Annotated in this window: 24 protein-coding genes and 1 tRNA gene; 11 read left to right on the top strand and 14 right to left on the bottom strand. The window is 40.8% G+C overall.

All coding sequences use genetic code 11. The features are described from left to right. The first annotated feature begins 132 nt into the window (after window positions 1-132). Window positions 133-1,632 carry a cation:proton antiporter gene (locus F946_RS12230; RefSeq protein WP_004982717.1) on the top strand — a complete coding sequence of 500 codons (1,500 nt, stop codon included), beginning with the start codon at window positions 133-135 and terminating at the stop codon, window positions 1,630-1,632. Window positions 1,633-1,747: 115 nt separating this feature from the next. After that, window positions 1,748-2,071 (top strand): MGMT family protein, encoded by a 324-nt coding sequence (locus tag F946_RS12225; RefSeq protein ID WP_004982714.1) that lies wholly within the window; start codon window positions 1,748-1,750, stop codon window positions 2,069-2,071. Window positions 2,072-2,114: 43 nt separating this feature from the next. On the opposite strand, the gene F946_RS12220 is transcribed toward F946_RS12225, so the two are convergent. Then, window positions 2,115-2,555, bottom strand: coding sequence for a universal stress protein (locus F946_RS12220; protein WP_004982711.1), 441 nt, complete (start codon window positions 2,553-2,555; stop codon window positions 2,115-2,117). A gap of 434 nt (window positions 2,556-2,989) precedes the next feature. Here F946_RS12220 and F946_RS12215 point away from each other — a divergent pair, with 434 nt between their 5' ends. After that, window positions 2,990-4,228, top strand: a complete 1,239-nt coding sequence (locus F946_RS12215) for a coiled-coil domain-containing protein (protein ID WP_004982709.1) — start codon at window positions 2,990-2,992, stop codon at window positions 4,226-4,228. Here the strand turns inward: F946_RS12215 and F946_RS12210 are convergent. The 4 genes from F946_RS12210 to carA form a co-directional block, all read right to left on the bottom strand. Beyond that, complete coding sequence (locus F946_RS12210; RefSeq protein ID WP_004982707.1) at window positions 4,165-4,845, bottom strand: CatB-related O-acetyltransferase; 681 nt, start codon at window positions 4,843-4,845, stop codon at window positions 4,165-4,167. The genes F946_RS12215 and F946_RS12210 overlap by 64 nt on opposite strands. A 253-nt stretch (window positions 4,846-5,098) precedes the next feature. Continuing rightward, entirely contained in the window at window positions 5,099-5,575 is a 477-nt protein-coding gene (gene greA, locus F946_RS12205; RefSeq protein ID WP_004695598.1) for a transcription elongation factor GreA, read from the bottom strand. Window positions 5,576-5,668: 93 nt separating this feature from the next. Further along, the gene (gene carB, locus F946_RS12200) at window positions 5,669-8,902 is read right to left on the bottom strand and encodes a carbamoyl-phosphate synthase large subunit (RefSeq protein ID WP_004982705.1); all 3,234 of its coding nucleotides are present in this window, start codon (window positions 8,900-8,902) and stop codon (window positions 5,669-5,671) included. A gap of 14 nt (window positions 8,903-8,916) precedes the next feature. After that, entirely contained in the window at window positions 8,917-10,059 is a 1,143-nt protein-coding gene (carA, locus tag F946_RS12195) for a glutamine-hydrolyzing carbamoyl-phosphate synthase small subunit (RefSeq protein WP_004695603.1), read from the bottom strand. Window positions 10,060-10,367: 308 nt separating this feature from the next. On the opposite strand from carA, the gene F946_RS12190 reads away from it, so the two are divergent. After that, window positions 10,368-10,814, top strand: coding sequence for a hypothetical protein (locus tag F946_RS12190; protein ID WP_004982703.1), 447 nt, complete (start codon window positions 10,368-10,370; stop codon window positions 10,812-10,814). A gap of 86 nt (window positions 10,815-10,900) precedes the next feature. Here the strand turns inward: F946_RS12190 and F946_RS12185 are convergent, their stop codons facing one another. Both F946_RS12185 and yhbY read right to left on the bottom strand, forming a co-directional pair. Beyond that, window positions 10,901-11,440 (bottom strand): DOMON-like domain-containing protein, encoded by a 540-nt coding sequence (locus F946_RS12185; RefSeq protein WP_004695605.1) that lies wholly within the window; start codon window positions 11,438-11,440, stop codon window positions 10,901-10,903. Between the two features lie 12 nt (window positions 11,441-11,452). Then, window positions 11,453-11,776 carry a ribosome assembly RNA-binding protein YhbY gene (yhbY, locus tag F946_RS12180; RefSeq protein ID WP_004982701.1) on the bottom strand — a complete coding sequence of 108 codons (324 nt, stop codon included), beginning with the start codon at window positions 11,774-11,776 and terminating at the stop codon, window positions 11,453-11,455. Between the two features lie 194 nt (window positions 11,777-11,970). Between yhbY and rlmE the strand changes: the two genes are divergently transcribed. From rlmE to F946_RS12160, 4 genes are all read left to right on the top strand, one after another. After that, entirely contained in the window at window positions 11,971-12,621 is a 651-nt protein-coding gene (gene rlmE / locus F946_RS12175) for a 23S rRNA (uridine(2552)-2'-O)-methyltransferase RlmE (RefSeq protein WP_004695608.1), read from the top strand. Window positions 12,622-12,753: 132 nt separating this feature from the next. After that, the gene (gene ftsH, locus F946_RS12170) at window positions 12,754-14,646 is read left to right on the top strand and encodes an ATP-dependent zinc metalloprotease FtsH (RefSeq protein ID WP_004695609.1); all 1,893 of its coding nucleotides are present in this window, start codon (window positions 12,754-12,756) and stop codon (window positions 14,644-14,646) included. A gap of 134 nt (window positions 14,647-14,780) precedes the next feature. Further along, window positions 14,781-15,632: a dihydropteroate synthase gene (folP, locus tag F946_RS12165; RefSeq protein WP_004982698.1), complete on the top strand. Its 852-nt coding sequence runs from the start codon at window positions 14,781-14,783 to the stop codon at window positions 15,630-15,632. A gap of 160 nt (window positions 15,633-15,792) precedes the next feature. Next, complete coding sequence (locus tag F946_RS12160; protein WP_004982696.1) at window positions 15,793-16,104, top strand: DUF5713 family protein; 312 nt, start codon at window positions 15,793-15,795, stop codon at window positions 16,102-16,104. A gap of 54 nt (window positions 16,105-16,158) precedes the next feature. Here the strand turns inward: F946_RS12160 and F946_RS12155 are convergent, their stop codons facing one another. Both F946_RS12155 and F946_RS12150 read right to left on the bottom strand, forming a co-directional pair. Further along, window positions 16,159-16,527 (bottom strand): hypothetical protein, encoded by a 369-nt coding sequence (locus tag F946_RS12155; protein ID WP_004982694.1) that lies wholly within the window; start codon window positions 16,525-16,527, stop codon window positions 16,159-16,161. Between the two features lie 97 nt (window positions 16,528-16,624). Further along, window positions 16,625-16,710: transfer RNA gene (locus F946_RS12150), tRNA-Leu, on the bottom strand. 213 nt (window positions 16,711-16,923) lie between these two features. Between F946_RS12150 and F946_RS12145 the strand changes: the two genes are divergently transcribed. Continuing rightward, window positions 16,924-18,690, top strand: coding sequence for an alkaline phosphatase D family protein (locus tag F946_RS12145; RefSeq protein ID WP_004982691.1), 1,767 nt, complete (start codon window positions 16,924-16,926; stop codon window positions 18,688-18,690). A gap of 40 nt (window positions 18,691-18,730) precedes the next feature. Here the strand turns inward: F946_RS12145 and F946_RS12140 are convergent, their stop codons facing one another. Then, window positions 18,731-19,459 carry a hypothetical protein gene (locus tag F946_RS12140; RefSeq protein WP_004982689.1) on the bottom strand — a complete coding sequence of 243 codons (729 nt, stop codon included), beginning with the start codon at window positions 19,457-19,459 and terminating at the stop codon, window positions 18,731-18,733. Between the two features lie 173 nt (window positions 19,460-19,632). On the opposite strand from F946_RS12140, the gene F946_RS12135 reads away from it, so the two are divergent. Further along, window positions 19,633-20,145 (top strand): hypothetical protein, encoded by a 513-nt coding sequence (locus F946_RS12135; RefSeq protein WP_004982687.1) that lies wholly within the window; start codon window positions 19,633-19,635, stop codon window positions 20,143-20,145. Between the two features lie 48 nt (window positions 20,146-20,193). On the opposite strand, the gene F946_RS12130 is transcribed toward F946_RS12135, so the two are convergent. The 4 genes from F946_RS12130 to F946_RS12115 all read right to left on the bottom strand — a co-directional run bounded on the left by F946_RS12130 (window position 20,194) and on the right by F946_RS12115 (window position 24,625). Then, window positions 20,194-20,478 (bottom strand): hypothetical protein, encoded by a 285-nt coding sequence (locus tag F946_RS12130; RefSeq protein ID WP_004982685.1) that lies wholly within the window; start codon window positions 20,476-20,478, stop codon window positions 20,194-20,196. 121 nt (window positions 20,479-20,599) lie between these two features. Beyond that, on the bottom strand, window positions 20,600-21,940 hold the full coding sequence (locus F946_RS12125; protein WP_004982682.1) for a CitMHS family transporter: 1,341 nt from the start codon (window positions 21,938-21,940) through the stop codon (window positions 20,600-20,602). Window positions 21,941-22,177: 237 nt separating this feature from the next. Next, window positions 22,178-23,506, bottom strand: coding sequence for a polyamine export protein PaeA (locus F946_RS12120; protein ID WP_004982679.1), 1,329 nt, complete (start codon window positions 23,504-23,506; stop codon window positions 22,178-22,180). A 129-nt stretch (window positions 23,507-23,635) separates the two neighbouring features. Next, window positions 23,636-24,625: a LysR family transcriptional regulator gene (locus tag F946_RS12115; protein ID WP_004982677.1), complete on the bottom strand. Its 990-nt coding sequence runs from the start codon at window positions 24,623-24,625 to the stop codon at window positions 23,636-23,638. Window positions 24,626-25,273: 648 nt separating this feature from the next. Between F946_RS12115 and F946_RS12110 the strand changes: the two genes are divergently transcribed. Continuing rightward, window positions 25,274-26,878 (top strand): isocitrate lyase, encoded by a 1,605-nt coding sequence (locus F946_RS12110; protein WP_004982675.1) that lies wholly within the window; start codon window positions 25,274-25,276, stop codon window positions 26,876-26,878. Window positions 26,879-26,891: the final 13 nt, after the last annotated feature.

Raw genomic sequence — 26,891 nt, 5'->3', positions numbered from 1 at the left:
ATTATTTTTTTCGGGTGTTGATGTGAAAAATGATTAAAATATTTCGAGCATCAATGTGTATGAAATGAACTTTTATTCCATATATCAGCACTGAAAGCCGCCGTCTCCCCAACCGCCCAATTTGGAAGTTCAATGGGAAATTATTTTTTTCTACAAGTTTTTACCGTTATTTTTGCATTATCCATTGCAACGACTATTTTCAATAAACGCATTTTAGGTTTTCCTCAAGCCATTGGCGTACCCATCGTTTCTGCCATTTTTGTCTTTATTTTACAGTGGGGTGCGAGCCTGCTGAGTGGTAATCAGTTTATTACCATCAATATTCACAACATTGAAGAAGCGGTTCGTCACATTGATTTTTATGACTTTTTAATCAATGGCGTGATTTGCTTCATTTTGACCTCGTCGGCACTGAAGTTCAAAGTCTCAGATTTACGTAGTTATTGGAAGCCGATCAGCATTTTAGCCAGTATTGCGTTGGTACTGTGCGCCGTGTTCTTTGGGGTGGTGCTCTACGGTTATCAGTTCATTATTGGGCAGCATGTCGATTTATTGGTGCTTTTGCTGTTGGGGGCTGCATTGGGTGCAACGGACCCGATTGGGATCAAAGGCGTACTCAGTTCGGTACGTGCGCCACATCATTTAATGGTCAAGCTCGAAGGCGAATCACTGTTTAATGATGCCATGTGTATTGCCTTGTTTATGACGCTCTTAAACGTCTTACAAGGTGAAAACTTTACCGTCATGGGCGTGTTGCAGACCTTGCTCTATGAAATTTTTGTCGCCGTCATTATTGGTTGGGCCTTTGGTTTAGGGATCTTGCGACTGCTGCGTGGTAAGCACGAAATGGAGTCTCTCATTTTGACCACAGCACTCTTGGCTTGCGGTTCGTACTTGGTTGCACTGTTTGCCCATGCTTCAGCACCGATTGCTTGCGTCATCGGTGGTTTAATTGTGGGGAACAAGTGGAAAGAAATTTTACAAGAGCGCGAAATACGGGAAGTAAACCATTTTTGGCATACGGTTGAAGGGATTATTAACTCGTTCTTATTCACCTTAATTGGTTTGGAACTGTTTATTTTAGATCTCAGCTTTAGTCTAATTTTTGGTGGCATCATCGCGTTTATTATTCTGCATGCTTCACGTTTTGCAGCGAACTATTTATCTTTTGCCTTTTTTCCCTCTTTCCGTAAGAAAAGTTATAACGGAAGTTTGGCGATTTTGTCATGGGGGGGAGTGCGTGGAGGGATCTCCTTAGCATTGATCTTAGCGGTAGCCAACGTGCCTGAGTTAAGTGAATACAGCAGTATTTTGATTGGTTATACTTTTATCGCCGTGTTGCTCTCAGGCATGGTCTGCGGTCTAGGATTACCAGCTGTAATGAATGCGTTTTACTACAACCCGAATGAAGAAAAGACGGGTTTTAAAGGCTGGTATCAACGTCTGTGTAATAAAATGAACCGTAAAGGCTTTAAGTATATTATTGGTGAAGATGCACAGGGTTTTGAGACGATTACTGTCTATCAGCCTGAAGCATTGATCGATGTTAAAGCAGATGATGGCATTGCTGCTGTGCATAACCCTGAGCGAGTTCAGGAAGTAAAACGTCTGGAAAGTCCTGATAATTTTTAGTGATTTGCTCAATCAAGAAGCCCCCTGTATTGGGGCTTTTTAGAATGAATGAGAGGGTTTATTTGAATCATATAATGATGTCATTATGGAATAATTAAAATAGGGCACATTTGAAATGGCAGAATCGATAGTCAAAGAACTGGCACCGATGATTTTTCAGGTGATCGCTCAGATTCCTTATGGGCGGGTAGCCAGTTATGGACAAATTGCACGTTTAGCAGGCATTCCCAAACATTCGCGTTTAGTGGGCTATGTGCTAAAACATATGGATGTAGACAGTACTTTGCCTTGGTATCGGGTAATCAACTCACAAGGAAAAATTAGCCTAAGTAAACTGAATGATCAGGGACAGAACATTCAAGCACAGTTACTTATGGCGGAAGGTATTTTAGTGATTGGGGACAAAGTAAAAATGAAAGAGTTTCAGTGGAATATTTAAAATAGAAATGCTCTACCTCAGTGGAAGTAGAGCACTCGATGTATTACTGACGAACAACTAAAACAGGAATGTGCGCTTCACCTAAAACACTTTGTGCAACACTGCCTAGGAATAAACGTTTTAAACCTGTACGACCATGAGAGCCGATCACAATCAGGTCTGCTTTAGATGTTTCAGCTTCTCTGATAATTTCACGGTGCACCACCTGACCTTCCAGTAGTTTTGCTTCAACAGGAATACCCAGATCGCTAAATTTAGCTGCTGCTTCCTCAAGTGTTTTCAAAACTGAAGTACGCGCACGTTCAATTAAGTCATTGGTTTGAGTTGCAGAAATGTATTCAGCTGCAATGTAAGGGTCAAGTGCAAGTACTTGAACGACTGTAATTTTACCGCCAAATGCTTTAGCAAGTTCAGCTGCTTGCGCAACTGCTGCATATGATGTTTCTGAACCGTCTACAGGGACTAAAATGTTTTGGTATGCCATGGTTGTTTCTCCTTATTATCAACTGATTATACGTGCAGATTTCTGTTCTAATGTATCACGGGTTAAATACAGCTTATACCTTGATATTAGCTGTATTTTTTAAAGAATAAAACCTAGTAAATTCATATGGATATTTGCATATGAAATGCTAATTTCTCACTTCTAAATTAGCACAAAAGCGTGTGAATAATAATCAATTTAACACTAAAGTTGAATGTAAATGTAGCGTTTAAGAAACATAGGCTTTGTCTAAAAAATAGCTTATATTTATGAATAGCTTATGAATATAATGGAAAAGATAAATCGACTAAAAATGGTGCAGGTAATTTTAAAAATTACTTTTATGGAGTTGCTGTTTATGCACTAACAAAGTATTCGTATAATAAGTAATCTAACAATAAGATTTTGTAAACATTTAAAAAAAGGGTTTTCTAATGGGGATATTTGAACTTAAAAGTAAAGATGAAGCACGTTTAAAACATATGTTGAAAGAGTTAGGTGAATTAAATGATTCATTAGGAGCAAAATATTCTCTTCGTGCAGATTTAAGAGATCTAACAAATAGATCATTCACGGTAGGTAAACTACTTCAAGAAGAACTTGATAAGATCAGAGATAAACAACAATTATTAAAAAATGAATGTGATCAGACTTTACAATTAAAGAATAGAATTGAAAATTGTCTCGATATGATAGCTGAACTAGAAAATAGATTTCAGCAGAATGAAAATGGTGAATCTCAATATGATCGTATCTTAGCCTTCACTTCGGATGAAATCATAAATGATCTTGAAAGTCGGAAACAGCAAATTTTAGATAAATATTCTGAACTTTTTGAAGTAGATGAAAGTGGTGTAATTCCAGTAAAAAAACTCTCGGCTCAAATTGATAAAATTGAAGAAAAATATAGAGAACTTTTTGAGAAAGAGAACGAAAGTGGTGAAAATCTTTTTGAGGAGTTAGATTCAAAATTAGAAAGAATATCCGATTTGTGGAATGAATATTTTGTAGAGGATGAAGAGGGAAGTACAAAAAGTAAGCTTATTGATGAGAGATTAAAAAAGCTAGATCAATTTTACTTAAAAGTTTTTGGTGATGAAGTGAAGGAAATTACATCATTAAAACAAGAATTAGAAGACCGGTTGGATAATTTAAAGCAGATTGAAATACAAGCAAAGGCAACTATTGATTTATCAAGTGAAGCGGGCTTAGCGGGAGGTTTTGTTATTAAACGTAAAGAAGCGAATACTGCACGTTTGATTAGCCTAGGTGTATTTATTTCCGCGGTAATTTTTATGTTTGGATTTAACATTTGGCTATTTGATGAAGCTGATTTTAAAAATATGGAACTTTATAAAATTCTTTTTAAAGTCACAATCAATGCGCCCTTAATTTGGATTGCTACGATAGCTAACATTAATTTAAATAGGTTCTCTAAGCTTGAACAAGAATATTCTCATAAAGAAGCTTTAGCTAAATCATATGAACGTTATAGAACCGAGATTGAACAATTAGAAAAATTAGGCGTTAAGGGCGCAGATGAGCTTAAAGTAAAATTATTGGATACAAACTTAGATGCATTTAAATTGAATCCTGCTGAACATTCTAATCAAGCTAAACCAGATTTCTCTATATTAGAATTTGTTAAGTCTAAGTTTGAAGAGTCAAAGTGATTTTTTAGATACAGAATTAATTGATTAACATCATCAGTTTGCATTTGTTCACGCATTTTTAAAATCTGCTTTTCATCTAAGTCGTATAACTTAAGGGAAAGCAGTTTTTGGATGTCTGCTTCGGGAAAGCGATATTTAATAATTTGGGCAGGTACACCACCCACAACGGCATAGGGTGGAACATCTTTGGTCACGACAGCACCCGTTGCCACTACTGCGCCTTCACCTAACTGCACACCTTGCATAATCATGGCACGAGAGCCAATCCAGCAGCCATCTCCAATGATGGTATCACCTGCGGGAATAAAACTACGTGTATCAAAAGGAAAAGCTGAAATCCAGTCAGTACGATGTAGTTGGTTACCACCCATCATAATGACGCATTCTGCCCCAAAACAAACGAAGTTGCCGATATAGAGCTGATCAATCGGTTTATCTACGGTCGAGGGTTTATCATGTAAATAACGCACGACACAACGTTCAAAACCTTGATCCCAATACGCTGAATAGTAAGAGTAATTCCCTTTAATGTGAATATTCGGATTTTTCACCGTTTTAGAGATGAACTCAAACTCACACCAGTGTTTGACAGGAGAATTAATCAGGGGCTCAGACATAAAAAGACAGCGTTGGAGAGTGTGAGAAATTATAACAAATAAAAGTCTTGCTTTGAAAAAGAGGGGAAATGAATACCTTAAATCTATCTCATTCTTGGAGTGAAATTCCCCACGTCCATTTTTGGACTAAAAGGTGTCTACAAAATCTGTGGCTATTTACATAATGAGAGGCAAAGGAAAGGTATTTGGGAAAATATAAAAACAAAAAACCCCTCAATCGAGGGGTTCTTACAGCTGTAAATATCAAAGAAACTTAGATATATGCAACTTTTACAATTTCGTATTCAACTTCACCCTGAGGGGTTTGAATTTTTACTTCGTCGCCTTCGCTTTTGCCCAAAAGGCCACGTGCGATAGGGGAGTTCACTGAAATTTTATTGATTTTAAAATCAGCTTCGTCATCACCCACGATCATATAGGTCTTTTGTTCTTCGGTGTCTAAGTTTTCGATAGTGACTGTCACCCCAAAAACCACACGACCATTTTGTTCAAGTTCTTTTACATCGATCACTTGAGCCGCACCCAATTTACCTTCGATGTCTTGAACACGACCTTCACAGAAACCTTGTTGCTCACGCGCAGCATGGTATTCCGCATTTTCTTTTAAATCCCCGTGCTCACGTGCTTCAGCAATTGCCGCAATAATACGTGGACGTTCAATACTTTTTAATTGATGTAATTCTTTCTCTAAGGCTAATTTGCCTTGGGGAGTCATAGGATAACGTTGCATTGTTGTCCCTCAAGTCTGTGAGTGTAAAAAATATAGGTTTATAAATGAAAAAAGCCCGCCACCGAGAGGTGACGGGACTTCTCGGTAAACGAATTAACCTACAGTTTGTAAATCTTGCAAACGGTATACATCCATTGGCAATTGAATTGCAAAAGCTTGGCATACAGCATCAGCACCGTTCAAGGTCGTAGTGTTATACACTTTCGCTTGAAGCGCTGAACGACGAATCGAGAACGAATCTTGTTGAGCTTGTTTGCCTTCAGTTGTATTGATAATGAGGTGAACTTCGCCATTTTTCAAGCGGTCCACGATATTAGGACGGCCTTCAGTGACTTTATTTACACGTTCACACTCAATACCTGCAGCTTTAATGAACTCATAAGTACCGCCAGTCGCAAGTACTTTGAAGCCAAAGCCTACCAGTTGCTTAGCTATACCAACAGCACGAGGCTTGTCTGAATCACGCACAGAGATAAATGCATGCTTCACTTCGCCCTCTGTAGGAAGACCTGGTACGCGTTCATTTGAGCCTAACACAGCTTTGTAGAATGCTTCACCAAATGTTTTACCAACACCCATTACTTCGCCTGTAGATTTCATCTCAGGGCCAAGAATAGGGTCAACACCCGGGAACTTGTTGAACGGGAACACCGCTTCTTTTACAGAGAAGTGAGTCGGGATGATTTCTTTAGTAAATCCTTGAGATTCTAAAGACTGGCCCGCCATACAACGCGCAGCAACTTTCGCTAAAGACTCACCAATACATTTAGAAACGAATGGCACAGTACGAGACGCACGTGGGTTCACTTCTAGGATGTAAACGTCTTCGCCTTTGACTGCGAACTGTACGTTCATTAAACCAACAACGCCAAGCTCTTTTGCCATAGCAACAGTTTGACGACGCATTTCGTCTTGGATTTCAACTGAGAGCGAGTATGGAGGAATCGAACATGCTGAGTCACCTGAGTGAATCCCTGCTTGTTCAATGTGCTGCATAATACCGCCAATCACAACGTCTTTACCGTCAGATACACAGTCTACGTCAACTTCGATCGCATCATCTAAGAAACGGTCAAGAAGAACTGGCGCTTCATTTGATGCTTGAACCGCATCACGTAAGTAGCGTTTAAGTTCGTCGTCGTTGTATACGATTTCCATCGCACGACCACCGAGTACATAAGAAGGACGTACCACAAGTGGGTAGCCGACTTTCGATGCTTCCGCCATACCTTCTTCAGCAGATTTTACAATGCTGTTGTTTGGCTGACGAAGTTGTAGACGTTGAATCATTTGTTGGAAACGTTCACGGTCTTCTGCGCGGTCAATCGCATCTGGTGATGTACCGATAATTGGCGCACCTGCTTCTTCTAAAGCACGAGCCAATTTAAGCGGAGTTTGACCACCGTACTGCACGATAATGCCTTTTGGCTTTTCAGTACGTACGATTTCAAGTACATCTTCCAAAGTGATTGGTTCGAAGTACAAGCGATCTGAAGTGTCGTAATCTGTTGAAACTGTTTCAGGGTTACAGTTCACCATGATGGTCTCAAAACCATCTTCACGCATTGCAAGCGCCGCGTGCACACAGCAGTAATCGAATTCGATACCTTGACCAATACGGTTAGGACCACCACCGATCACCATGATCTTATCTTTATCAGATGGGTTTGATTCACACTCATCATCGTAAGTTGAGTACATGTAGGCAGTGTCAGATTCGAATTCTGCTGCACAAGTATCCACACGTTTGTAAACTGGAGTCACGCCCAAGTTCCAACGGTGCTTACGGAATTGTTTTTGTGAAATACCCATCAAGTTCGCGATGCGAAGGTCAGATAAACCTTTACGTTTGAACGAACGGATGTTGTCTGCGTTTAGATCACCAAAACCTAAAGTTTTGATTACATTTTCAGTTTTGATGATGTCTTCGATTTGGATCAAGAACCATTTATCGATTTTCGTCGCTTGGAACACGTCTTCTAAGGTGAAACCATGACGGAATGCATCGGCTACATACCAAATACGCTCTGGACCCGGAACTTTAAGTTCAACCAAGATCTTTTCTTTCGCGCCTTCAGTACCTACTGCGATTTTTTCATCAAAACCACACGCACCCACTTCAAGACCACGAAGTGCTTTGTTTACAGACTCTTGGAAGTTACGACCAATGGCCATTACTTCACCCACAGATTTCATCTGTGTGGTCAGTGTTGCGTCTGCTTGTGGGAATTTTTCAAAGTTGAAACGTGGAATTTTTGTTACCACGTAGTCAATTGCAGGTTCGAACGAAGCAGGAGTCGTTCCGCCTGTGATGTCATTTTTTAATTCATCAAGGGTATAACCAACTGCTAGTTTCGCGGCGATTTTTGCAATCGGGAAACCAGTTGCTTTTGATGCAAGGGCAGATGAACGCGATACACGCGGGTTCATCTCGATGATTACCATACGGCCAGTATCTGGGCAAATACCGAACTGAACGTTAGAACCACCTGTTTCTACACCAATTTCACGAAGAACTGCTAAAGATGCATTACGCATCAATTGATATTCTTTGTCTGTCAATGTTTGCGCAGGAGCAACAGTGATTGAGTCACCTGTGTGCACGCCCATTGGGTCAAAGTTTTCGATCGCACAAACGATAATACAGTTGTCGTTTTTGTCACGAACAACTTCCATCTCGTATTCTTTCCAGCCAATTAAAGATTCATCAATCAATAATTGTTTGGTTGGAGAAAGATCGAAACCGCGTTCACAGATTTCAAGGAATTCTTCTTTGTTATAAGCGATACCGCCACCCGAACCACCCATCGTGAATGACGGACGGATAATCACAGGGAAGCCGAAGCGCGCTTGAATCTCTAAAGCTTCTTCCATGTTTTCAGCAATCGCAGCTTTTGGACATTCAAGACCAATTTTACGCATTGCTTCATCAAACAGTTTACGGTCTTCAGCTTTTTCAATCGCTTCTTTAGTCGCACCAATCAATTCAACATTGTATTTTTCTAAAATACCGTTAGCATCCAGTGCAAGCGCACAGTTCAATGCTGTTTGACCACCCATTGTTGGAAGGACAGCATCTGGACGCTCTTTTTCAATGATTTGAGCAACAGTCTGCCAAGTGATTGGCTCGATATAAGTTGCGTCTGCCATCGCAGGGTCGGTCATAATGGTTGCTGGGTTAGAGTTCACCAAAATAACACGGTAGCCTTCTTCACGAAGAGCTTTACACGCTTGCGCACCTGAGTAGTCAAACTCACATGCCTGTCCGATGACAATCGGACCTGCACCAATAATTAAGATACTTTTAATGTCTGTACGTTTAGCCATGATCGCTTCCTTAATTACTTCTTAGATGCTTCGATAAGTTCGATGAAATGATCGAACAATGGTGCGCAGTCATGCGGACCAGGGCTTGCTTCAGGGTGACCTTGGAAGCTGAACGCTGGTTTGTCTGTACGATGAATCCCTTGAAGAGTTTGATCGAACAAAGACTTGTGCGTAGCTTTCAAGTTTGCAGGAAGTGTTTCTGCATCCACTGCGAAGCCGTGGTTTTGAGAAGTAATCATCACTGTGCCTGTTTCCATGTTTTGAACAGGGTGGTTAGCACCGTGGTGGCCATGCGGCATTTTCACCGTTTTTGCACCTGAGGCAAGTGCAAGAATTTGGTGACCCAAGCAAATACCAAAGACGGGTAGGTTGCGAGCGTCTTCTACAATTGTTTTTACAGCTTCAATTGCGTAGTCACATGCAGCTGGATCGCCAGGGCCGTTCGATAAGAACACGCCATCCGGATTCAATGCTAGCACGTCAGCAGCAGGAGTTTGTGCAGGCACTACAGTGAGTTTACAACCGCGGTCTGCAAGCATACGTAAGATGTTGGTTTTGACACCGTAGTCGTATGCAACAACATGGAATTTAAGTTCAGGTTGTGTGAAGCCTTTGCCTAATACCCAAGAACCTTCTGTCCATTCGAAACCAGTTGGGTCACAGCATTCTTTAGCTAGGTCTAAACCATTTAAACCACCAAATGCGCGTGCTTTTTCTAAAGCCTGCTCTTCAGTAATATTTTCACCAGCAAGGATGCAACCATTTTGCGCACCTTTGTCACGCAAAATACGGGTTAATTTACGCGTATCAATATCTGCAATTGCGACAACATTATGTTCTTTTAAGTATTCGCCTAAAGATTGCGTTGATCGGAAGTTGCTATGCAATAAAGGTAGGTCACGAATGATTAATCCGTTGGCCCACACTTTATGAATTCGACCTGACTCAGCGTCTTCATCATTACAACCTGTGTTACCGATATGAGGGTAAGTTAAAGTCACAAGTTGCTGTGCATAACTCGGGTCAGTCAAAATTTCTTGATAGCCAGTCATGGCAGTGTTGAAAACGACTTCACCAGTCGTACTACCCGATGCACCAATAGACGTTCCTTTAAAGATCGTACCATCGGCAAGGGCTAAAATTGCTGGGGTGCTCAAACCAAAGCTCCTGAAATTTAGGCTGTAAAAAAGCGAGTAGACGAAAAAAAAGGAAGGCTATCTAAAAACCTACCCTCCCTATGTCTGCTCGCTTGAACTTAACATGGCACTATACGCAACTTCACTAACAAAGTCCATGCCAATAAGATGGAATTAACAAGATAAAGTGCTTTTATTTTGTAGCGGAAGCTGTTTCTAAGTTTTGTAAAGAAAAATGTAACAACAAATAATTGTCTAACAAATCAAAATCTAAATTTTATCGAATCACGCTAAGCTGTCGCTGTGTATATAACAACAGGAATAACATCATGACTGAACAAGACAAAGTGACCAAACCAAAGCCAGCGTTGAAAGAAGTTGTTGCAGAAAGCACTGAAAAGCTTGAGCAAGTGGCGAAAGAAGCAACAGAGCAGGTCACTGAAGCGGTAGTTGAAAGCAAAGAAAAGCTTGAAGCTGAAGCGAAGCAGTTGAATGCCAGTGTGCAAGAGCAACTCCGCCAGTTTAAACAAGATCTTTTACTGCGCTTAGAAACCATTAAAGGGCAGTTATCGAACTCTCAAAAAGACTTAACTGAACTAAAAGAGTTTGTTAAAACTGAGTTTACTGCTGTTTTAGATGACTTGACCAAACTAGGTAAAGAGTTAAAAGGTGATGTCAGCGAAATTTCAGTAAAACATAAAGATCAGTTGACTGAAACGTTTAAACGTTCAAAAGAACACACCTTAGATGCGTGGAATAAAGTTTCAAACAAATAATCTAGCTGTACGAGACTCAAGATTAAGTGCATAAAAAAGTGAGGTCATAGCCTCACTTTTTTATTGATCTGGTTTGTTTGTCTGGATTAAAACTGATGCAACCAATCACGTTTATTGTGAAAGTCAGCTTGTTGGCCACTATGCTGCATGGCATAGAACTGTTGACCTTGTGAGGTATTCAACACCGCGGATAAACCCAGATATAGGTCAGCCCATTTCAGTTTGTGTTGCAGCATAAATTCAGTCAGATCAATGCTGACATTTAAACCATAGTGAGTACGCTTCAATTGATTGAGTTCAATATCGTAAGCGACCTGTGGCGGCATATCTTCAGGATAACGATATTCCTCAAACTGATAGGCCTGCCAAGCTTGCGAAGGGGAGAGATTGATCTCGCGATAATAATCTTCGCCTTTTACCCCGATAAAGACTTCAAAACAGGTATTTTCCCATAAAAAGTCTTGACGAGGATTTGCATTCACGACTTCGGGCCAGTGCATGTACAAATTGGGATCGCGTAACCAAAAGCCGATATTGAGAGCATATGGGCTTTGTTGTTCAATCGCACCAACAAGCGAAATAGCTTGAAAGCGACGATCAAATGCACTGAGTTCGTAACTTGCCATAAAAAACTACAATTATTTTGCTGCGTGAGCGAAACGAACTAAATTAGACAATTTGGCATTTTGTTTCGCCGCTTTTTTGTAAAGCAACGCAATTTTACCAATGGTCTGTACAATTTCTGCACCTGTAGTTGAGGCAATTTCTGCAATAATTGCAGCGCGCTCTTCACGGTCTTCACCCGCGATTTTGACTTTAATCAATTCGTGGTCGTTTAAAGCACGTAAAATTTCTTCAACGACATTTTCAGTCAGACCTGAACCGCCAAGCATTACCACAGGGTTTAAAGCATGACCGATTTGACGCAAACGCTTGCGTTCCTGAATGGATAAAGTCGCCATAAAGATAACCTAATTTTAAAAACGGCTTAGTATAACAAACTGCGAAATTAAACGCTTTATATTCTGTGGAAATAATCGATTTAGATAATAGAAAAAAACAACTAAAACCCAAGATTTGGATACAGATGTATACTGCAAGCCTAGAGAATTTAACGTACAATTAAGTTTAAGAAATTTTAATGTTTTAGAGAGATATGGCAACACGCATTACCAACCAAAAGTTATCCAAAAGTAGCCGTGCGTGGATGAGAGAGCACCTTGATGATCATTTTGTGAAAAAAGCGCAAAAAGAAGGTTATCGAGCACGTGCAGCTTATAAGTTACTTGAAATTCAAGAAAAATATAACATCATTCGTCCGGGCATGACCGTGGTTGACTTGGGTGCTGCACCTGGAAGTTGGTCACAAATTGCAGGAAAGCTGGTCGGTGATCGAGGATTGGTGGTTGCATCTGACATTTTGGAAATGGATGCACTCCCAGATGTGACCTTCTTGCAAGGTGACTTCCGTGAGCAAGAAGTATTCGATAAATTGTTAAATATTTTAGATGGACGTAAAGTAGACGTTGTAATTTCAGATATGGCCCCCAATACTTCAGGTAATAAGGCTGTAGATCAACCTCGCCAGATTTACCTCTGTGAATTGGCCATCGATTTTGCTACGAAAGTGCTCGGTCCAAATGGTCAATTTGTTGTAAAGGTATTCCAAGGTACAGGCTTTGACGAGTTTCGTAAGCAAGTAGTCGACAACTTTGATGTGTTAAAGACAGTAAAACCTGCTGCATCACGTGCCCGATCTAAGGAAGTATTCTTAGTTGGGCAAGGCCGTAAGAAGGCTTTCAAATAAAGTTTACTTGCCAAGTCGTTAAAAATTGTGCATTTTGTACCTTTTTATTATTTTGCGAAGCTGATCTTCAGCAGAAACTTTAAGGTCACCCGATAGGGCATGATCAAATTAGATTGATATGGGAATAAAGCTTTGAGCGATCTCTTCAAGAATGCCATATTGTGGCTAGTGATACTGGGCGTACTGATCCTTATTTTCAGTAATGTCAGTAGCAATGAAAAGCCGACAGCGATGAATTATTCAGAGTTTGTTGCTGCGGTGAATGCTGGTCAAATTAAGCAAGTGACAATTGATGGCGAACGAATTCATGGCCAAAAATCAAACGGTTCAGAGTTTGAAAGTATTCGTCCTGCGGTTCAAGACCCAGAGCTTATGCCTAATCTGATTAAAAATAACGTTGTCGTTGAAGGTACTGCACCTGCACGTCAAGGTTTATTGATGCAACTTTTGATCGCAAGCTTCCCTGTACTTTTAATCATTTTGTTATTCATGTTCTTTATGCGCAACATGGGTGGCGGAGCAGGTGGTAAAAACGGTCCAATGAGTTTTGGTAAGTCAAAAGCAAAAATGTTGGCAGAAGACCAAATTAAAGTGACTTTTACCGACGTCGCTGGCTGTGATGAAGCAAAGCAAGAAGTTGTAGAAATTGTTGATTTCTTAAAGGATCCTTCAAAATTTAAACGCTTAGGTGCAACGATTCCTAAAGGCGTGTTAATGGTGGGTCCACCGGGTACAGGTAAAACTTTACTTGCAAAAGCAATCGCAGGTGAAGCAAAAGTACCATTCTTTAGTATTTCTGGTTCTGACTTTGTTGAAATGTTCGTGGGTGTGGGTGCGTCTCGTGTCCGTGACATGTTTGAACAAGCGAAACGTCATGCGCCATGTATCATCTTTATTGATGAGATTGATGCTGTGGGTCGTCATCGTGGTTCAGGTACAGGTGGTGGTCACGATGAACGTGAGCAAACCTTGAACCAAATGTTGGTCGAAATGGATGGCTTTGAAGGCAATGAAGGTATTATCGTCATTGCTGCGACAAACCGTGCCGATGTACTGGATAAAGCTTTACTTCGTCCGGGTCGTTTTGACCGCCAAGTAATGGTTGGCTTACCAGACATTAAAGGTCGTGAGCAAATTTTAAATGTTCACATGAAGAAATTGCCTTCAGTGACTGGTGTCGATGTACAAGTGCTTGCACGTGGTACGCCGGGCTTCTCGGGTGCACAATTGGCGAACCTTGTGAACGAAGCTGCACTCTTTGCTGCGCGCCGTAACAAGAACACTGTCGATATGCATGATTTTGAAGATGCAAAAGACAAGTTGTACATGGGCCCTGAACGTAAGTCGATGGTGATTCGTGAAGAAGAGCGTCGTGCAACCGCGTACCATGAAGCTGGTCATGCGATTGTGGCTGAAATTCTACCGGGTACAGACCCTGTGCATAAAGTGACTATTATGCCGCGTGGTTGGGCGTTGGGCGTAACATGGCAGTTGCCTGAACATGACCAAACTAGCCACTATAAAGACAAAATGTTGAATGAACTTTCAATTTTGTTTGGTGGTCGTATTGCTGAAGAAATCTTTATCAACCAAATGTCGACAGGTGCTTCAAACGACTTTGAACGTGCAACTAAAATGGCACGTGCGATGGTGACCAAGTACGGTATGTCTGACAAACTTGGTGTAATGGTGTATGAAGATGACTCTCAGCAATCATTCATGGGCAGCATTGGTAGTCGTACGATTTCTGAAGCAACACAGCAACAAGTAGATGCTGAAGTTCGTCGTATCATCGATGAGCAATACCATGTAGCGCGCAATATCTTGGAAAACAATAAAGATATTGCTCATGCGATGGTGAAAGCTCTGATGGAATGGGAAACGATTGATCGCGAGCAAATTCGTGACATTATGGAAGGTCGTGAGCCACAACCACCAAAAGTATATGTTGCAGAAAATCCTGTGATGGATGTAACTCCAACGGATGGTCCAAGCACACCACCACCATTACCATCGGCAACTTAATTTTTAAAAGTTAAAATAAAAAGCCACTTTCGGGTGGTTTTTTATTGCGCAAACTTTCACTACTGATGAAGAAAAATTAGCGCGTAAAGTTGGGAAAGCGTTAAGATAACGCGAGTTGAACTGGAGAATATCACATGCAATTGATGGCTTTGCCGAAGAAAATCCTACATTGTAGTGAGCTATCACTCGATCTGTCGGTACCGCATGTGATGGGTATTTTAAATGTGACGCCAGACTCGTTCAGTGATGGCGGTAAACATAATGGCAAAGCACAAGCGATTGCACATGCTAAGCAAATGATTGCGGATGGGGCGACAGTCATCGATGTTGGGGGTGAATCGACGCGTCCGGGTGCATCTGTGGTTGAGGTTGAGGAAGAGATTCGTCGTGTCGTTCCAGTGGTGGAAGCTTTGGCTGAACTTGATGTGGTCATTTCGATTGATACCTCTCAAGCTGAAGTGATTCAAGCAGCGGTCGCAGCAGGTGCGCATATTTGGAATGATGTGAGAGCATTAACACGTCCGAATGCTTTAGAGACGGCAGCTGAACTGAATATTCCAGTGATCATCATGCATATGCGTGGTGAACCGACCACCATGAATGGTTTAGATCAATATGATAATGTCACTATAGATGTGATGGCTGAGCTTTCCCAGCGTGTGGCGGATGCGCTCAAGGCAGGTGTCAAAGCTGAAAATATCATGATTGATCCGGGTTTTGGCTTTGCTAAAAATGCAAAGCAGAACCTTAAGCTTTTAAAAGAATTCCATCAGCTAAATCAACTTGGGTATCCCATCTTGTCCGCATTGTCACGGAAACGCTTTATCGGCGAAGCCTTAGGTGGGGCAGATGCAGGCCAGCGGGCCGTGGGTTCTGTAGCGGGACATTTGCTGAGTATTCAACAAGGCGCGTGTATGGTGCGCGCTCATGATGTCAAAGCCATGAGTGATGCGATCAAAGTTTGGCAAGCGATGAATATGGCTTAATGGGGCGGCGGAATGCTGGGCTAATGATTTAATTTGAAAATTTGATCTATATCAGATTGTTAGACTAGCAGCATCTTAAGATGCTGCTTTTTTATTTGGTGATTTGTTTGGTTTATGTTATACAGACTCGTTTTTTAAGTTTCTCGTTTTGAGTGCCTGTATGTTTGCAGATTTACTTCTCCCTATGTTTGATGATGAATATTATCCCGATATTCTTGTTGCTGAAGTGAAGCAGCATGTTGAGACTTTTGCTAAAAAAATTGTAAAAGCAAAATCTGAGGGTGATATTTATCAATATGCCAATGCCACAGTGGCTGAAATTAATGAAATGAAGCCGCATTTTGAAGATCTAGATTCATCATTAGATGACTCTGCTGCCGATTTTATTGCTGAAGCGATGATGATGGTGGTGCAAGATGCTGGCTTTATGGATATTGAAATGGAAGAATTGGTGGTGAACAGAGAGTGGTGAGTCACTCTCTCATTTCAAGTTCTGTTGGTTTTGCTTTAGAAACAGAGTTTGCTGTTACAACTCATCTAAAAGATCGGTGAGATGACAATTTTGGTTTAAATGTTCATCTCCAATCGCATCGACCGTCATCAGGTATTCGCCTTCGACCATTTCAGCATTTGCACTGAGATTCAGCCAAAATTTTGGATGCTTTTTCATGAGCTCACGAATATGTTGCTCATCTTTAGTGTGATTAAAGCTTAATTTAAAATGAGCATCTACTGATTTACACACATGTAAATAAAGTTGGTGGTCTTTTTCAATAATCGTGCCTGCAAACAAGTCATAAAACGTGTCGCCACCCGTTTGTTGAGAGAGTGTTTCTGCATGGCCGATGTTTGAAAAAATTAGGCATAAAATGATAATGAGAGTGTTCTTTTTCATATTGTGATTGTTATGTGATTCGATGCATAAATTATAGACATAAAAAAACCAGCATATCGCTGGATTTTTTATTGCACCATCTTAATTAGCTTAAGAATGGTGCCCGAGGCCAGACTCGAACTGGCACGCTTTGTGGGCGGGGGATTTTAAATCCCCTGTGTCTACCGATTTCACCACTCGGGCATGAGCGCAATAATAGAGGACGAAATAAAAGTTGGCAAGTCTATTTGTGATTATTTGCTTTCTTTTCAATCAATTCAGCGGTTTATGTTTAAAAAATAGCAAAATTATCTGTGCTGCACTTGTTCAGGCTTCATAAAAATGTCATCGACTTGAGATATGGATGTCATCTTTTTCGCATAAATTTCAAGTCCATATCGTCTTTAGGCAATCCACATGACAAAAAAAATGAACCGCCGAGAACTTATTCAAAAAACTTTGGCAGGATTTGGTGCTTTATCTTTACCTATTTCACTGACTGCTTGTGGTGATGACGCCGACTCAAACACACAGCCCAATACGCAAGTGCAATTTTTGCATGGGGTTGCCAGTGGTGATCCTTTACAAACTCAAGTGATCATTTGGACACGTGTAACACCGACGGACAGCAGTGCGCGTTTAGAGGTGCTCTGGGAAGTGGCAAAAGATGCAGGCTTTAAACACATTACAGCAACAGGAAAGGTGCTGACCACGGCTGCACAAGATTTTACGGTGAAAGTGGATGTGACGGGACTTGCTGCGGGACAAGTGTATTTCTACCGTTTTAAATCGGCGTCGAAGTATTCAATCACAGGGCAAACCAAAACCTTGGCAACGCAAGTACAGTCGGTACAGTTTGCCGTATGCTCATGTTCTAATTATCCAGCGGGCTATTTCCATGTTTATAAAGAAATGGCCAAACAGGATGTGGATGTTGTGATTCATTTGGGGGATTACATTTACGAATATGGCATGGGCGGATATGCAACGGAAGAGGCGGTGGCGATGGGGCGCACACTGGCGGATGATAATAATACAGAAATTATTCGCTTAGATGACTATCGCAAACGTTATGCTTTATACCGACTAGATCCAGATTTGCAGGCCGCGCATCAACGTCATCCTTTTATTGTGATTTGGGATGACCATGAACTCGCAAATGATGCCTGGGAAAAGGGTGCTGAAAATCATCAGTCAGATACTGAAGGCGATTTCCTTGAACGTAAACTTGCGGCACTGGCGGCCTATTTTGAGTGGATGCCAATCCGTCCAATTGATGATCAGCATATCAAGATTTATCGTCAATTTGATTTTGGCACGCTTGTTCAATTGACGATGCTGGATACACGGATTATTGCACGTAATGTGCAATTAGATTATGCAAACTATATGACTGCTACAGGTTTAGATATTGCAAAATTCCAAGCCGATTTAATCAATCCTGTGCGTAGCTTGATGGGTGTGGAGCAGCGAAATTGGTTATTGCAGAAACTTCAGCAATCTACGGCAACATGGAATGTACTCGGCCAGCAGATTCTGATGAGCAAAATGTTTGTTCCAGCAGAATTGTTAATGTCGCTGGCAGAAATTACAGCAGGAAATCCTAGTCCTGAGACCTTAAGCAAAATCACCACACAAATCACTGAACTATTAGAAATTAAAGCTCGAATGGATGCAGGTGATCCAACCGTAACTCCAGAGGAAAAAGCACGTCTTGCGGTTACTGCACCTTATAACTTAGATGCGTGGGATGGCTATTTTGCTGAGCGTGAAATTTTGTATGGCACTTTGGTACAACTTAATAAAAAAGTTGTGGTCCTTGCTGGAGATACCCATAATGCTTGGGCTTCAGATTTATCGAGTAAAGATGGGGTATTGGTTGGCGTGGAGTTGGCAACCAGTTCGGTCTCTTCCCCTGGGTTGGAGAAATATTTGTCCATTCCGATGCAGCAGCTACAAGCATTTGAATTTGCGTTTACCAGCTTGATTGAGGAGTTAAATTATTGCAATTTGAATCAACGCGGTTATTTGAAAGTCCGTTTTACCGCAGAGCAGGTGCAAGCGGATTGGATTTTCGTGGATACCATTAAGAACAAAGAATACATCGTTGATGAAACTCGCTCGCATCAAGTGATATTAGACTCGACATTATTGCCAATCAGTGCGTTAAAGCAAACGGCCTAAAATGACCTTAGAAAAAACCGAGCATCATTGCTCGGTTTTTTTATAATTTCTCATCGATATAACTGTCGAGATCGATATGCTTAATCTGCTTACAGTAAGCATGCTCATACTTCAGAAGTTGCACATACAAATCTGCTTCATGCCCCAGCTGGGTTTTCCGTGCCTGATAAACTTCAGATTGATGGGAACTAAAGCGTAATTGGAGTCGTGATTTGACCGTTTGCTTATAGGCCCAAAAACAAACGCGTCTGAGTTGTTGTAACTGATGATGTTCAACCGACTGGCTGTGGTCTCGAAATAAATTTTCTTTATAGAAGCGCACAAAACCAAAGTTCACACCAAAATAAAACAATATCCACATCAGCAAACTGCTTTCAAGGAACATCAGATTTAGTCCACTTAAAAGAATCACGGCAGCGAGTTTGAAGGGCGCATGGCGTTGCAGTTGATACAAGGAGTTTGATGAATGTTTAATTTGCTTAATGACAAAAGGTAAGACCCACATCAGTACCAGTAAAATACTAATAATGGCGTAACTATGACTTTGGAGCGGGTCGAGATTCTCCAAGTGAGTTAAGTAAAAATCTTTCAGAATTAAGCTGATTGGAATAAAAATCATCACCGCCAAAACCCACGGAATAATTTCACGTTGGTCATCTAAAATACCGCGTGTTTTGATTTGACTATAAAGCAAGTAATTACGTTTAAATGCGGCAGGGTAGCGGGTCTCTAATTGTTGCAGTAACAGTTGAACTTGTTTGGATTGCATCGTCAAAAAAGAGCGTATGAGAAAAATAGCCTTTACTATAGTAGATTTGGAGGAGGATGGCTCAAAAAAATACGTGAAACAGAATATTCACAGAGAAAAGCACAACAATTTCGCTTTTTCGCTCTGAATTATGCGAAAATGTCGGATTCAATTTTTTTGTCTAAGGGCAGTTCATGACTGATCATTCTCCTGAATCTTTAAGTGATATCGAAATTTTAGACATTTTGCAGTCTATGAAAGACGATGAGCTTGATACAGAGGCAAAAGAAGAGATTCGTAAAGGTGGTAAAGCGGGTCGTCAAGAAGCACATAAACTTGCGATTGTGGCTTTGAACCAATCTTTTGAAAGTAAGTTTGTTGAAGCTGTAGCTTTGGCATTGGGCCTGAATGAAGGTCAAGCCAAAAAAATTCGCTATAAGAAAGACCGCATCCGTATTTTAAAAGTACGTGGGATTGATTACATGGCGATTGATGGTGCGGAAACAGCACAAGTCTTGTCACAAGTTGCACAAGCCATTGTACGGGAAGATGCGACCGTGACACATGATTTGCACAACATCTTCCCATTTTGGAAAGAAGGCTGGCCAATGGTTCAGTTTGACAGTGCATATAAAATTTTATCTGAAGATATTAGCATTCACTATCAAGCGACTTTAGATAAACTGCTTGAATTATATGGTCGTTAAGATCGCAGTCTCAAAAGCACCTTCGGGTGCTTTTTTATGGTCTTATATTTAACTATGGAAAATCCAAGACAGTAATAAGCTGATGGGCCAAATAAACAGTCGCCACCATGTAATCAGTGGATTCCAGAAATACTGTCCAAAAGACAGAGTCTCGTTAAAGCTGCGTTGCCCACGTTCATAAGCATAAGGTGTAATCCGCCATGCTAAAATCAGCAAAACAATCGCACTTACGATCAGCAGCGTGTGGCTATATTGAGCAAAATAATAATAAATCAGATAGAGCGCAGAATAAAAGAAAGTACATGCCAAAACAGCGGGCAATGAAAAAGACATAAACTTGACTCTATTGTATTGTTATATCAAGGCATTATAAATGAAAATACCCGATGTGATACATCGGGTATTTATTGATTGTTGAACTTAAGGTTCGTTATAGCCCAGTGTGAGTATTCGATTAACCTAGTGTTGAATAAAGTGGGAAAATACCAAAGATCATCGCTGTAACCAACATGACTAAACAGGTAATTACTGCCCACTTGATGGTAAATTCTTGGTGTTCACCAAAGTTAATTCCAGCCAATCCACAGAGTAAGTAAGTCGATGGAACCAATGGAGACAGTAAGTGTACAGGTTGACCGACAATCGATGCACGAGCCATTTCCACAGGGGTAATACCATAGTGCCCAGCGGCTTCAGAGAGTACAGGCAGTACACCAAAGTAGAAGGCATCATTCGACATAAAGAAGGTCAGTGGCATACTAATCACAGCCGTGATTGGTGCTAAATACGGTCCCATACTTTCCGGAATAATGGCAACCAGTTCTTGAGACATGGCTTCAACCATACCTGTGCCGGACAAAATGCCAGTAAAAATACCTGCCGCGAAGATAATCCCGACTACAGCTAGGGCACTGGCAGAGTGGTTGCCAACCAAACGCTTTTGCATGTCTAAATCTGGATAGTTCACCACCAAGGCAATACACAGCGCTACCATGAACAGAATCGCCGCAGGTAAAACACCCATCACTAAGCAGACCATCAAGACCAAAGTCAGTAGAGCATTAAACCATCTTAAGTGGGCGCGGTTGGCTTCAGGTTCTTGTGAAATCTGAATACTGTCACCATGGCTAATATCTAATTCCACAATACCAATGCGCTTACGCTCCATACGGCCATACATAAAGCCGAGGAAGTATAACCAACCAATTGCAACCAGCATTGGTAAAATCATCGGAACAAAGACATCGTTTGGATCAACATGCAATGCCGTTGCAGCACGTGCTGTTGGTCCACCCCATGGCGTTAAGTTCATGATTCCGCTCGCAAGCATCATTAGGCAGGCCATAATTAAAGGGCTCATACCAATACGCTTATACAGCGGTAGCATTGCGGCAACACAGATCATATAAGTGGTTGAACCGTCACCATCCAGGGAAACAATTAAAGTCAGCGTAATGGTGCCAAGGGTCACTTTTAAAGGATCGCCTTTAACCTGCTTTAAAATCCACTTCACAGAAGGGTCGAATAGACCCGTATCGATCATAATTGCAAAATAAAGGATTGCGAAAAGGAGCATTACGCCCGTAGGAGCGAGCTTTTTAATGCCTTCCATCATCATATTGCCAAGTTCAGCAATATCAAATCCAGCAAGGTTGTCAACAAAGAGACTTAAAACATAAGTAAGTAATGCAAAAATGATAGGGATTAAAGTTAAAGCAACAAGAGCGCTCAGTCGTTTGGACATGATTAAGTACATGAAGCACATAATCATGCCTAAACCTAAAATGGTCAGCATGGATCAATCCTTTGAACGTGTTAAGTCTGTTTATTCATCAAGTGACAGCGATAGTATGCAATTCAGCATGATTTTTAAATGCTCTTAAACATATGTGATTTTTCGTTCTATTTTTCTAATAAATAATATATATCTATAAAGTATGGTTAAGATACTTATTTTGTATAACTCCATATGGTTAAATCTGAGGCCAAAAAAAACCTTGCAGTTGCAAGGTTTTGATTCAAGGCGATGTTTCTATTCATCGACTGTTTTGGTTTCAGGCTGTAGTGTTTCTTCAAGTAAACGCGTCACTAAAAGTTGGTCAATCTTAAAATGATCGACATCGACCACTTCAAATTTAAAGCCTGCGTATTCTACGGTATCTGCAGGGCGTGGAATTTTGCGCAGACGGTACATCATAAAACCAGCCAAAGTTTCATAATTTTCTTCATCCGGCATTTCATCAATGGCCAGTGCATGCTTCATGTCTTCAATCGGCGTGCTGCCATCAATCAGCCATGAATTATTATCACGTTTAATGATCTGTTGTTCGGCTTCAATTGGAGTAACCCAATCGCCCATGACCGTAATCATAATGTCTGACAGGGTGATGACACCCACTACCAACGCATATTCGTTAATCACCACTGCAAATTTTTCTTTGGTGGAGCGGAAACGGTCTAATAACTCAGACAAGGTTAATGTGTCTGGAATAGTGAGAACATTACGAATAGTGCTTTCATTGAGTTGCAGTAAAGATTGATTATTCAGGATACGGACCAGAATGTCTTTGGCATCGACATAGCCAATTACATCGTCAATATTTTCACTACACACCAAGAATTTTGAATAAGGATATTCGGCCAATTTTTGACGAATGCTGGCTTCAGATTCATTTAAAGTAAAATACACCACATTTTCACGCGTGGTCATACTTGAAGGTACATTCCGCTCTTCAAGTTCAAATACGTTTTCAATGAAATGGTGTTCTTGCTTTTGCAGCACCCCAGCTTGCGCACCAGCATCCATCACTGCAGAAATATCATCAAAGGTAATGTTGTCATCACGGGTGGTATTCACTTTAAACAGGCGGAATAACAAGTTGGCAAGGGCATTAATAATCCAAGCCAAAGGTTTGCAGACCTTAATAAACACCTGAATGGGGTTAATCACTGCAATAGAGATTTTTTCAGGGGCAATCATGGCCAAACGTTTTGGCATGAGGTCAGCAAACAAAATAAATAGCGAGGTGACTAAAGTGAAAGATAGAGCAAAGCTAATAGTTTCAGACCAAGGACCAGTATAAAAACGAGCAACAAAGCTCATGAAGTAAGGACGAAAAGCCCCTTCACCTAAAATACCGCCCAAGATTGCCACTGCGTTTAAGCCAATTTGTGAAGCGGCAAAGAAGTCAGCAGAATTTTCTTGTAAATTCAAAACTTTCTGTGCGCGATCATCGCCCGACTCAGCCAAGATTTTCAGCTTGACCTTACGTGCTCCTGCCAGTGCAATTTCTGTCAGAGACAAGAAACCCGCCCCAGCAATCAGGACTAGAATGATAACTATGTTTTGAAAAAGGCTCACGGAATCCACCTGTGATTCATCGTTATTATGAATATTTTTAACACAAAAAAATAAAGACAGTAATCACTTACTGTCTTCTATCATACCTGAGTTATTGGTATGAAAATGAATTATTTAGAGCTTGAATACTTAATAATGTGAGAATTGCGAGTTATTGCCTAAAAACTCACGATTTTCTTCCTCAATCATTTGACGTGCCACATACAAAATCAGCTGTCTAAGCCAGCGATGTGCAGGATGGTGATGCAACAGTGGACACCATGCCATTTTCAACTCAAATTCTGGAATATAAAAAGGTGGGTCTTTAATCAAGAGATTTTGACTTTTGGCTTGTAAGCGTGCAATACGGGTCGGTAAAGTCGCGATCAAATCTACATTTGAAGCCAATAGTGCAGGCATTTGATAATGTCGAGTGAAGACCGAAATTTTACGTTTTTGGCCAATACGCTCTAAAGCTTGATCAATCCAACCTAGACCTGCTTGTTTTTCAGGGTTAACGCCGAAACCAACGCCCATACCTGTTTTAGAGACCCAAATATGCTGTGCATCGAGGTAACTTTTTAGGTTTAAGTTGCTGGCAGCAGGGTGTTTACCATTGAGCAAACATGAAAAACTGTCACGCCAGACTAAAACTTGGTGGAAGCTTTGTGGAATTTCATTGAAACGGTTAATAGCGAGATCAACTTTACCTTGTTCCATATCACGATATGACACATCACTTGGGGTTAAGAAGTCTAAGACCACATTGGGTGCTTCTGAACGTAATGCTTTAACGAGGCGGGGAACTAAGGTTGCTTCGGCATAGTCCGAAGTCATAATACGGAAAACACGGTTTGAGGTATAAGGACGGAACTCGGTACGAGGTTCCAAAATCATGGAGAGATCAGAAAGAGCGTCACGTATGCGGGGTTGTAATTCTAATGCTCGTTCGGTCGGTGTCATACCTTCAGAAGAGCGAATTAGCAGGGGATCATTAAATAAGTTACGAAGACGACGTAGAATATTACTCATTGCTGGTTGGGTGACACCCAATTGTTCAGCTGCTCGGGTTACATTTTTTTCGCGTAAAAGTACGTCCAAGTAAATTAAGAGGTTTAGATCAACCCGCTCCAGATTCATAAAATAAATACCGAGAATAAAATCATGAAATTATTTGCATTATGCCATAAGCCATCGGGCTTGTGTAATAAACTGACGAAAAAAAAAGCATCGGGTTGGATAAAGAACACCCCCCTTCATTTTCTCAGAAAATGGGTTTTTATGCTTAAAAACTGAGGGCATATTAGCTCTAAGTAATGTTTCAATATGTGTGAATTGAGGCTTAGAGTATCGCCTAGGAAATGGCTTAATCTTGCCTGTTATTGATGGAATAAAAGCGTGATAAATACTCTTTTTGCTCAGTTTTGAACTTTTGTCATTTCGGTCACATTAAGTATTGATTTTCGGTTGGGACTCTTTTTTTCAACGGCCAAGACTTAAGTCTAATGAAGAAATATTCGACAAAGTATGTATTTTTTACTGTTTTCTTATTTTACTTAAGTTTAATAATAACAATTACTTAATTTTGTTTTATTGAAATATAATTAGACTTTTATCTATATATTTTTTAAATAAATACTGAAAATTAATGCAGAATATTGGATTAATTTTTTCTGTCAATCTAATCTGTATTCATCGCAACGAAGTGCTCTAAATCTAAGCAAAAGCTTGAGGGTCTGATTTTAGCTTTTCGTTGAAGAAAATCCTAATATTATTACAGGAAATATCATGACTACATATCAAACAGCGATTGATGCAATCCGCGAATTAAAAGCAAAATTCGGTAGCACTTGGCGCGATATTAGCCCAGAAGATGCTGCACGTATGCAAATGCAAAACCAATTCAAAACTGGTTTAGATATCGCTAAATACACAGCTGCAATTATGCGTCGTGATATGGCTGCTTATGATGCTGACTCTAGCCAATACACACAGTCTTTAGGCTGCTGGCACGGTTTCATCGCACAACAAAAAATGATTGCGAACAAAAAATACTTCGGTACAACTGACCGTCGTTATATCTACCTTTCTGGTTGGATGGTAGCTGCGCTTCGTTCAGAATTCGGTCCACTTCCTGACCAGTCTATGCATGAAAAAACTTCAGTACCTGCGTTGATCGAAGAAATCTACACGTTCTTACGTCAAGCTGATGCGAAAGAATTAAACGACCTTTTCCGTGCGCTTAAAAAAGCAAACGAAGCAGGCGATACTGCTAAAGCTGCTGAAATCACTGCTCAAATCGACGGCTTCCAAACTCACATCGTACCAATTATTGCGGACATCGATGCTGGTTTCGGTAACGAAGAAGCGACTTACTTACTTGCTCGTAAAATGATTGAAGCGGGTGCTTGTGCACTACAAATCGAAAACCAAGTATCTGACGCGAAACAATGTGGTCACCAAGCTGGTAAAGTAACTGTTCCACACGAAGATTTCATCTCTAAAATCCATGCATTACGTTATGCATTCTTAGAAATGGGTCTTGATGACGGTATCATCGTTGCGCGTACTGACTCTGAAGGCGCTGACTTGACTCAAAAAATCCCAGTGGTTAAAGAGCCAGGTGACATCGCTTCTCAATACATCAGCTACTTAGACACAACTGAAATTGACATTGCTGATGCTCAAGAAGATGAAATCTTGATCAAACGTAATGGTAAATTACACCGTCCTAAGCGTTTAGCTTCTGGCTTGTACCAGTTCCGTGCTGACACTCAAATTGACCGTGTTGTACTTGACTGTGTATCTAGCCTTCAAAATGGTGCTGACCTTCTTTGGATCGAAACTGCGACTCCAAACGTAGAAGAAATCGCTCACATGGTTAACCGTGTACGTGAAACTGTTCCAAATGCGAAGCTTGTTTATAACAATAGCCCATCGTTCAACTGGACTTTAAACTTCCGTCAACAAGCTTACGACCGTTGGGTTGCTGAAGGTAAAGACGTTTCTGCTTACGACCGTGCTAAATTAATGAGCGCTGAGTACGATGCTACTGAATTAGCTGCTGATGCAGACGCTAAGATCCGTACATTCCAAGCAGATGCTGCTCGTGAAGCGGGTGTGTTCCATCACTTGATCACACTTCCGACTTACCACACTGCTGCGCTTTCTACTCATGAGCTTGCACAAGGTTACTTCGGTTCTGAAGGTATGTTGGCTTATGTTGCTGGCGTACAACGTAAAGAAATCCGCGGTGGTATCGCTTGTGTTAAACACCAAGCAATGGCGGGTTCTGACATCGGTGATGATCACAAAGAAATTTTCTCTGGTGACAATGCTCTTAAAGCGCACGATGATGCTAAAAACACAATGAACCAATTCGCTGCTCACTAAGCACTGAACTAAT

It is taken from the genome of Acinetobacter johnsonii ANC 3681 (assembly GCF_000368805.1).
GTDB classification, from domain to species: domain Bacteria; phylum Pseudomonadota; class Gammaproteobacteria; order Pseudomonadales; family Moraxellaceae; genus Acinetobacter; species Acinetobacter johnsonii.
This window is presented reverse-complemented; position numbering and strand designations above follow the sequence as displayed.

Coding starts and splice junctions, on each gene's coding strand:
- F946_RS12230 (WP_004982717.1), top strand. CDS start 133: ATGGGAAATTATTTTTTTCTACAAGTTTTTACCGTTATTTTTGCATTA.
- F946_RS12225 (WP_004982714.1), top strand. CDS start 1,748: ATGGCAGAATCGATAGTCAAAGAACTGGCACCGATGATTTTTCAGGTG.
- F946_RS12220 (WP_004982711.1), bottom strand. CDS start 2,555: ATGGCATACCAAAACATTTTAGTCCCTGTAGACGGTTCAGAAACATCA.
- F946_RS12215 (WP_004982709.1), top strand. CDS start 2,990: ATGGGGATATTTGAACTTAAAAGTAAAGATGAAGCACGTTTAAAACAT.
- F946_RS12210 (WP_004982707.1), bottom strand. CDS start 4,845: ATGTCTGAGCCCCTGATTAATTCTCCTGTCAAACACTGGTGTGAGTTT.
- greA (WP_004695598.1), bottom strand. CDS start 5,575: ATGCAACGTTATCCTATGACTCCCCAAGGCAAATTAGCCTTAGAGAAA.
- carB (WP_004982705.1), bottom strand. CDS start 8,902: ATGGCTAAACGTACAGACATTAAAAGTATCTTAATTATTGGTGCAGGT.
- F946_RS12190 (WP_004982703.1), top strand. CDS start 10,368: ATGACTGAACAAGACAAAGTGACCAAACCAAAGCCAGCGTTGAAAGAA.
- F946_RS12185 (WP_004695605.1), bottom strand. CDS start 11,440: ATGGCAAGTTACGAACTCAGTGCATTTGATCGTCGCTTTCAAGCTATT.
- yhbY (WP_004982701.1), bottom strand. CDS start 11,776: ATGGCGACTTTATCCATTCAGGAACGCAAGCGTTTGCGTCAAATCGGT.
- rlmE (WP_004695608.1), top strand. CDS start 11,971: ATGGCAACACGCATTACCAACCAAAAGTTATCCAAAAGTAGCCGTGCG.
- folP (WP_004982698.1), top strand. CDS start 14,781: ATGCAATTGATGGCTTTGCCGAAGAAAATCCTACATTGTAGTGAGCTA.
- F946_RS12160 (WP_004982696.1), top strand. CDS start 15,793: ATGTTTGCAGATTTACTTCTCCCTATGTTTGATGATGAATATTATCCC.
- F946_RS12155 (WP_004982694.1), bottom strand. CDS start 16,527: ATGAAAAAGAACACTCTCATTATCATTTTATGCCTAATTTTTTCAAAC.
- F946_RS12145 (WP_004982691.1), top strand. CDS start 16,924: ATGACAAAAAAAATGAACCGCCGAGAACTTATTCAAAAAACTTTGGCA.
- F946_RS12140 (WP_004982689.1), bottom strand. CDS start 19,459: ATGCAATCCAAACAAGTTCAACTGTTACTGCAACAATTAGAGACCCGC.
- F946_RS12135 (WP_004982687.1), top strand. CDS start 19,633: ATGACTGATCATTCTCCTGAATCTTTAAGTGATATCGAAATTTTAGAC.
- F946_RS12130 (WP_004982685.1), bottom strand. CDS start 20,478: ATGTCTTTTTCATTGCCCGCTGTTTTGGCATGTACTTTCTTTTATTCT.
- F946_RS12125 (WP_004982682.1), bottom strand. CDS start 21,940: ATGCTGACCATTTTAGGTTTAGGCATGATTATGTGCTTCATGTACTTA.
- F946_RS12115 (WP_004982677.1), bottom strand. CDS start 24,625: ATGAATCTGGAGCGGGTTGATCTAAACCTCTTAATTTACTTGGACGTA.
- F946_RS12110 (WP_004982675.1), top strand. CDS start 25,274: ATGACTACATATCAAACAGCGATTGATGCAATCCGCGAATTAAAAGCA.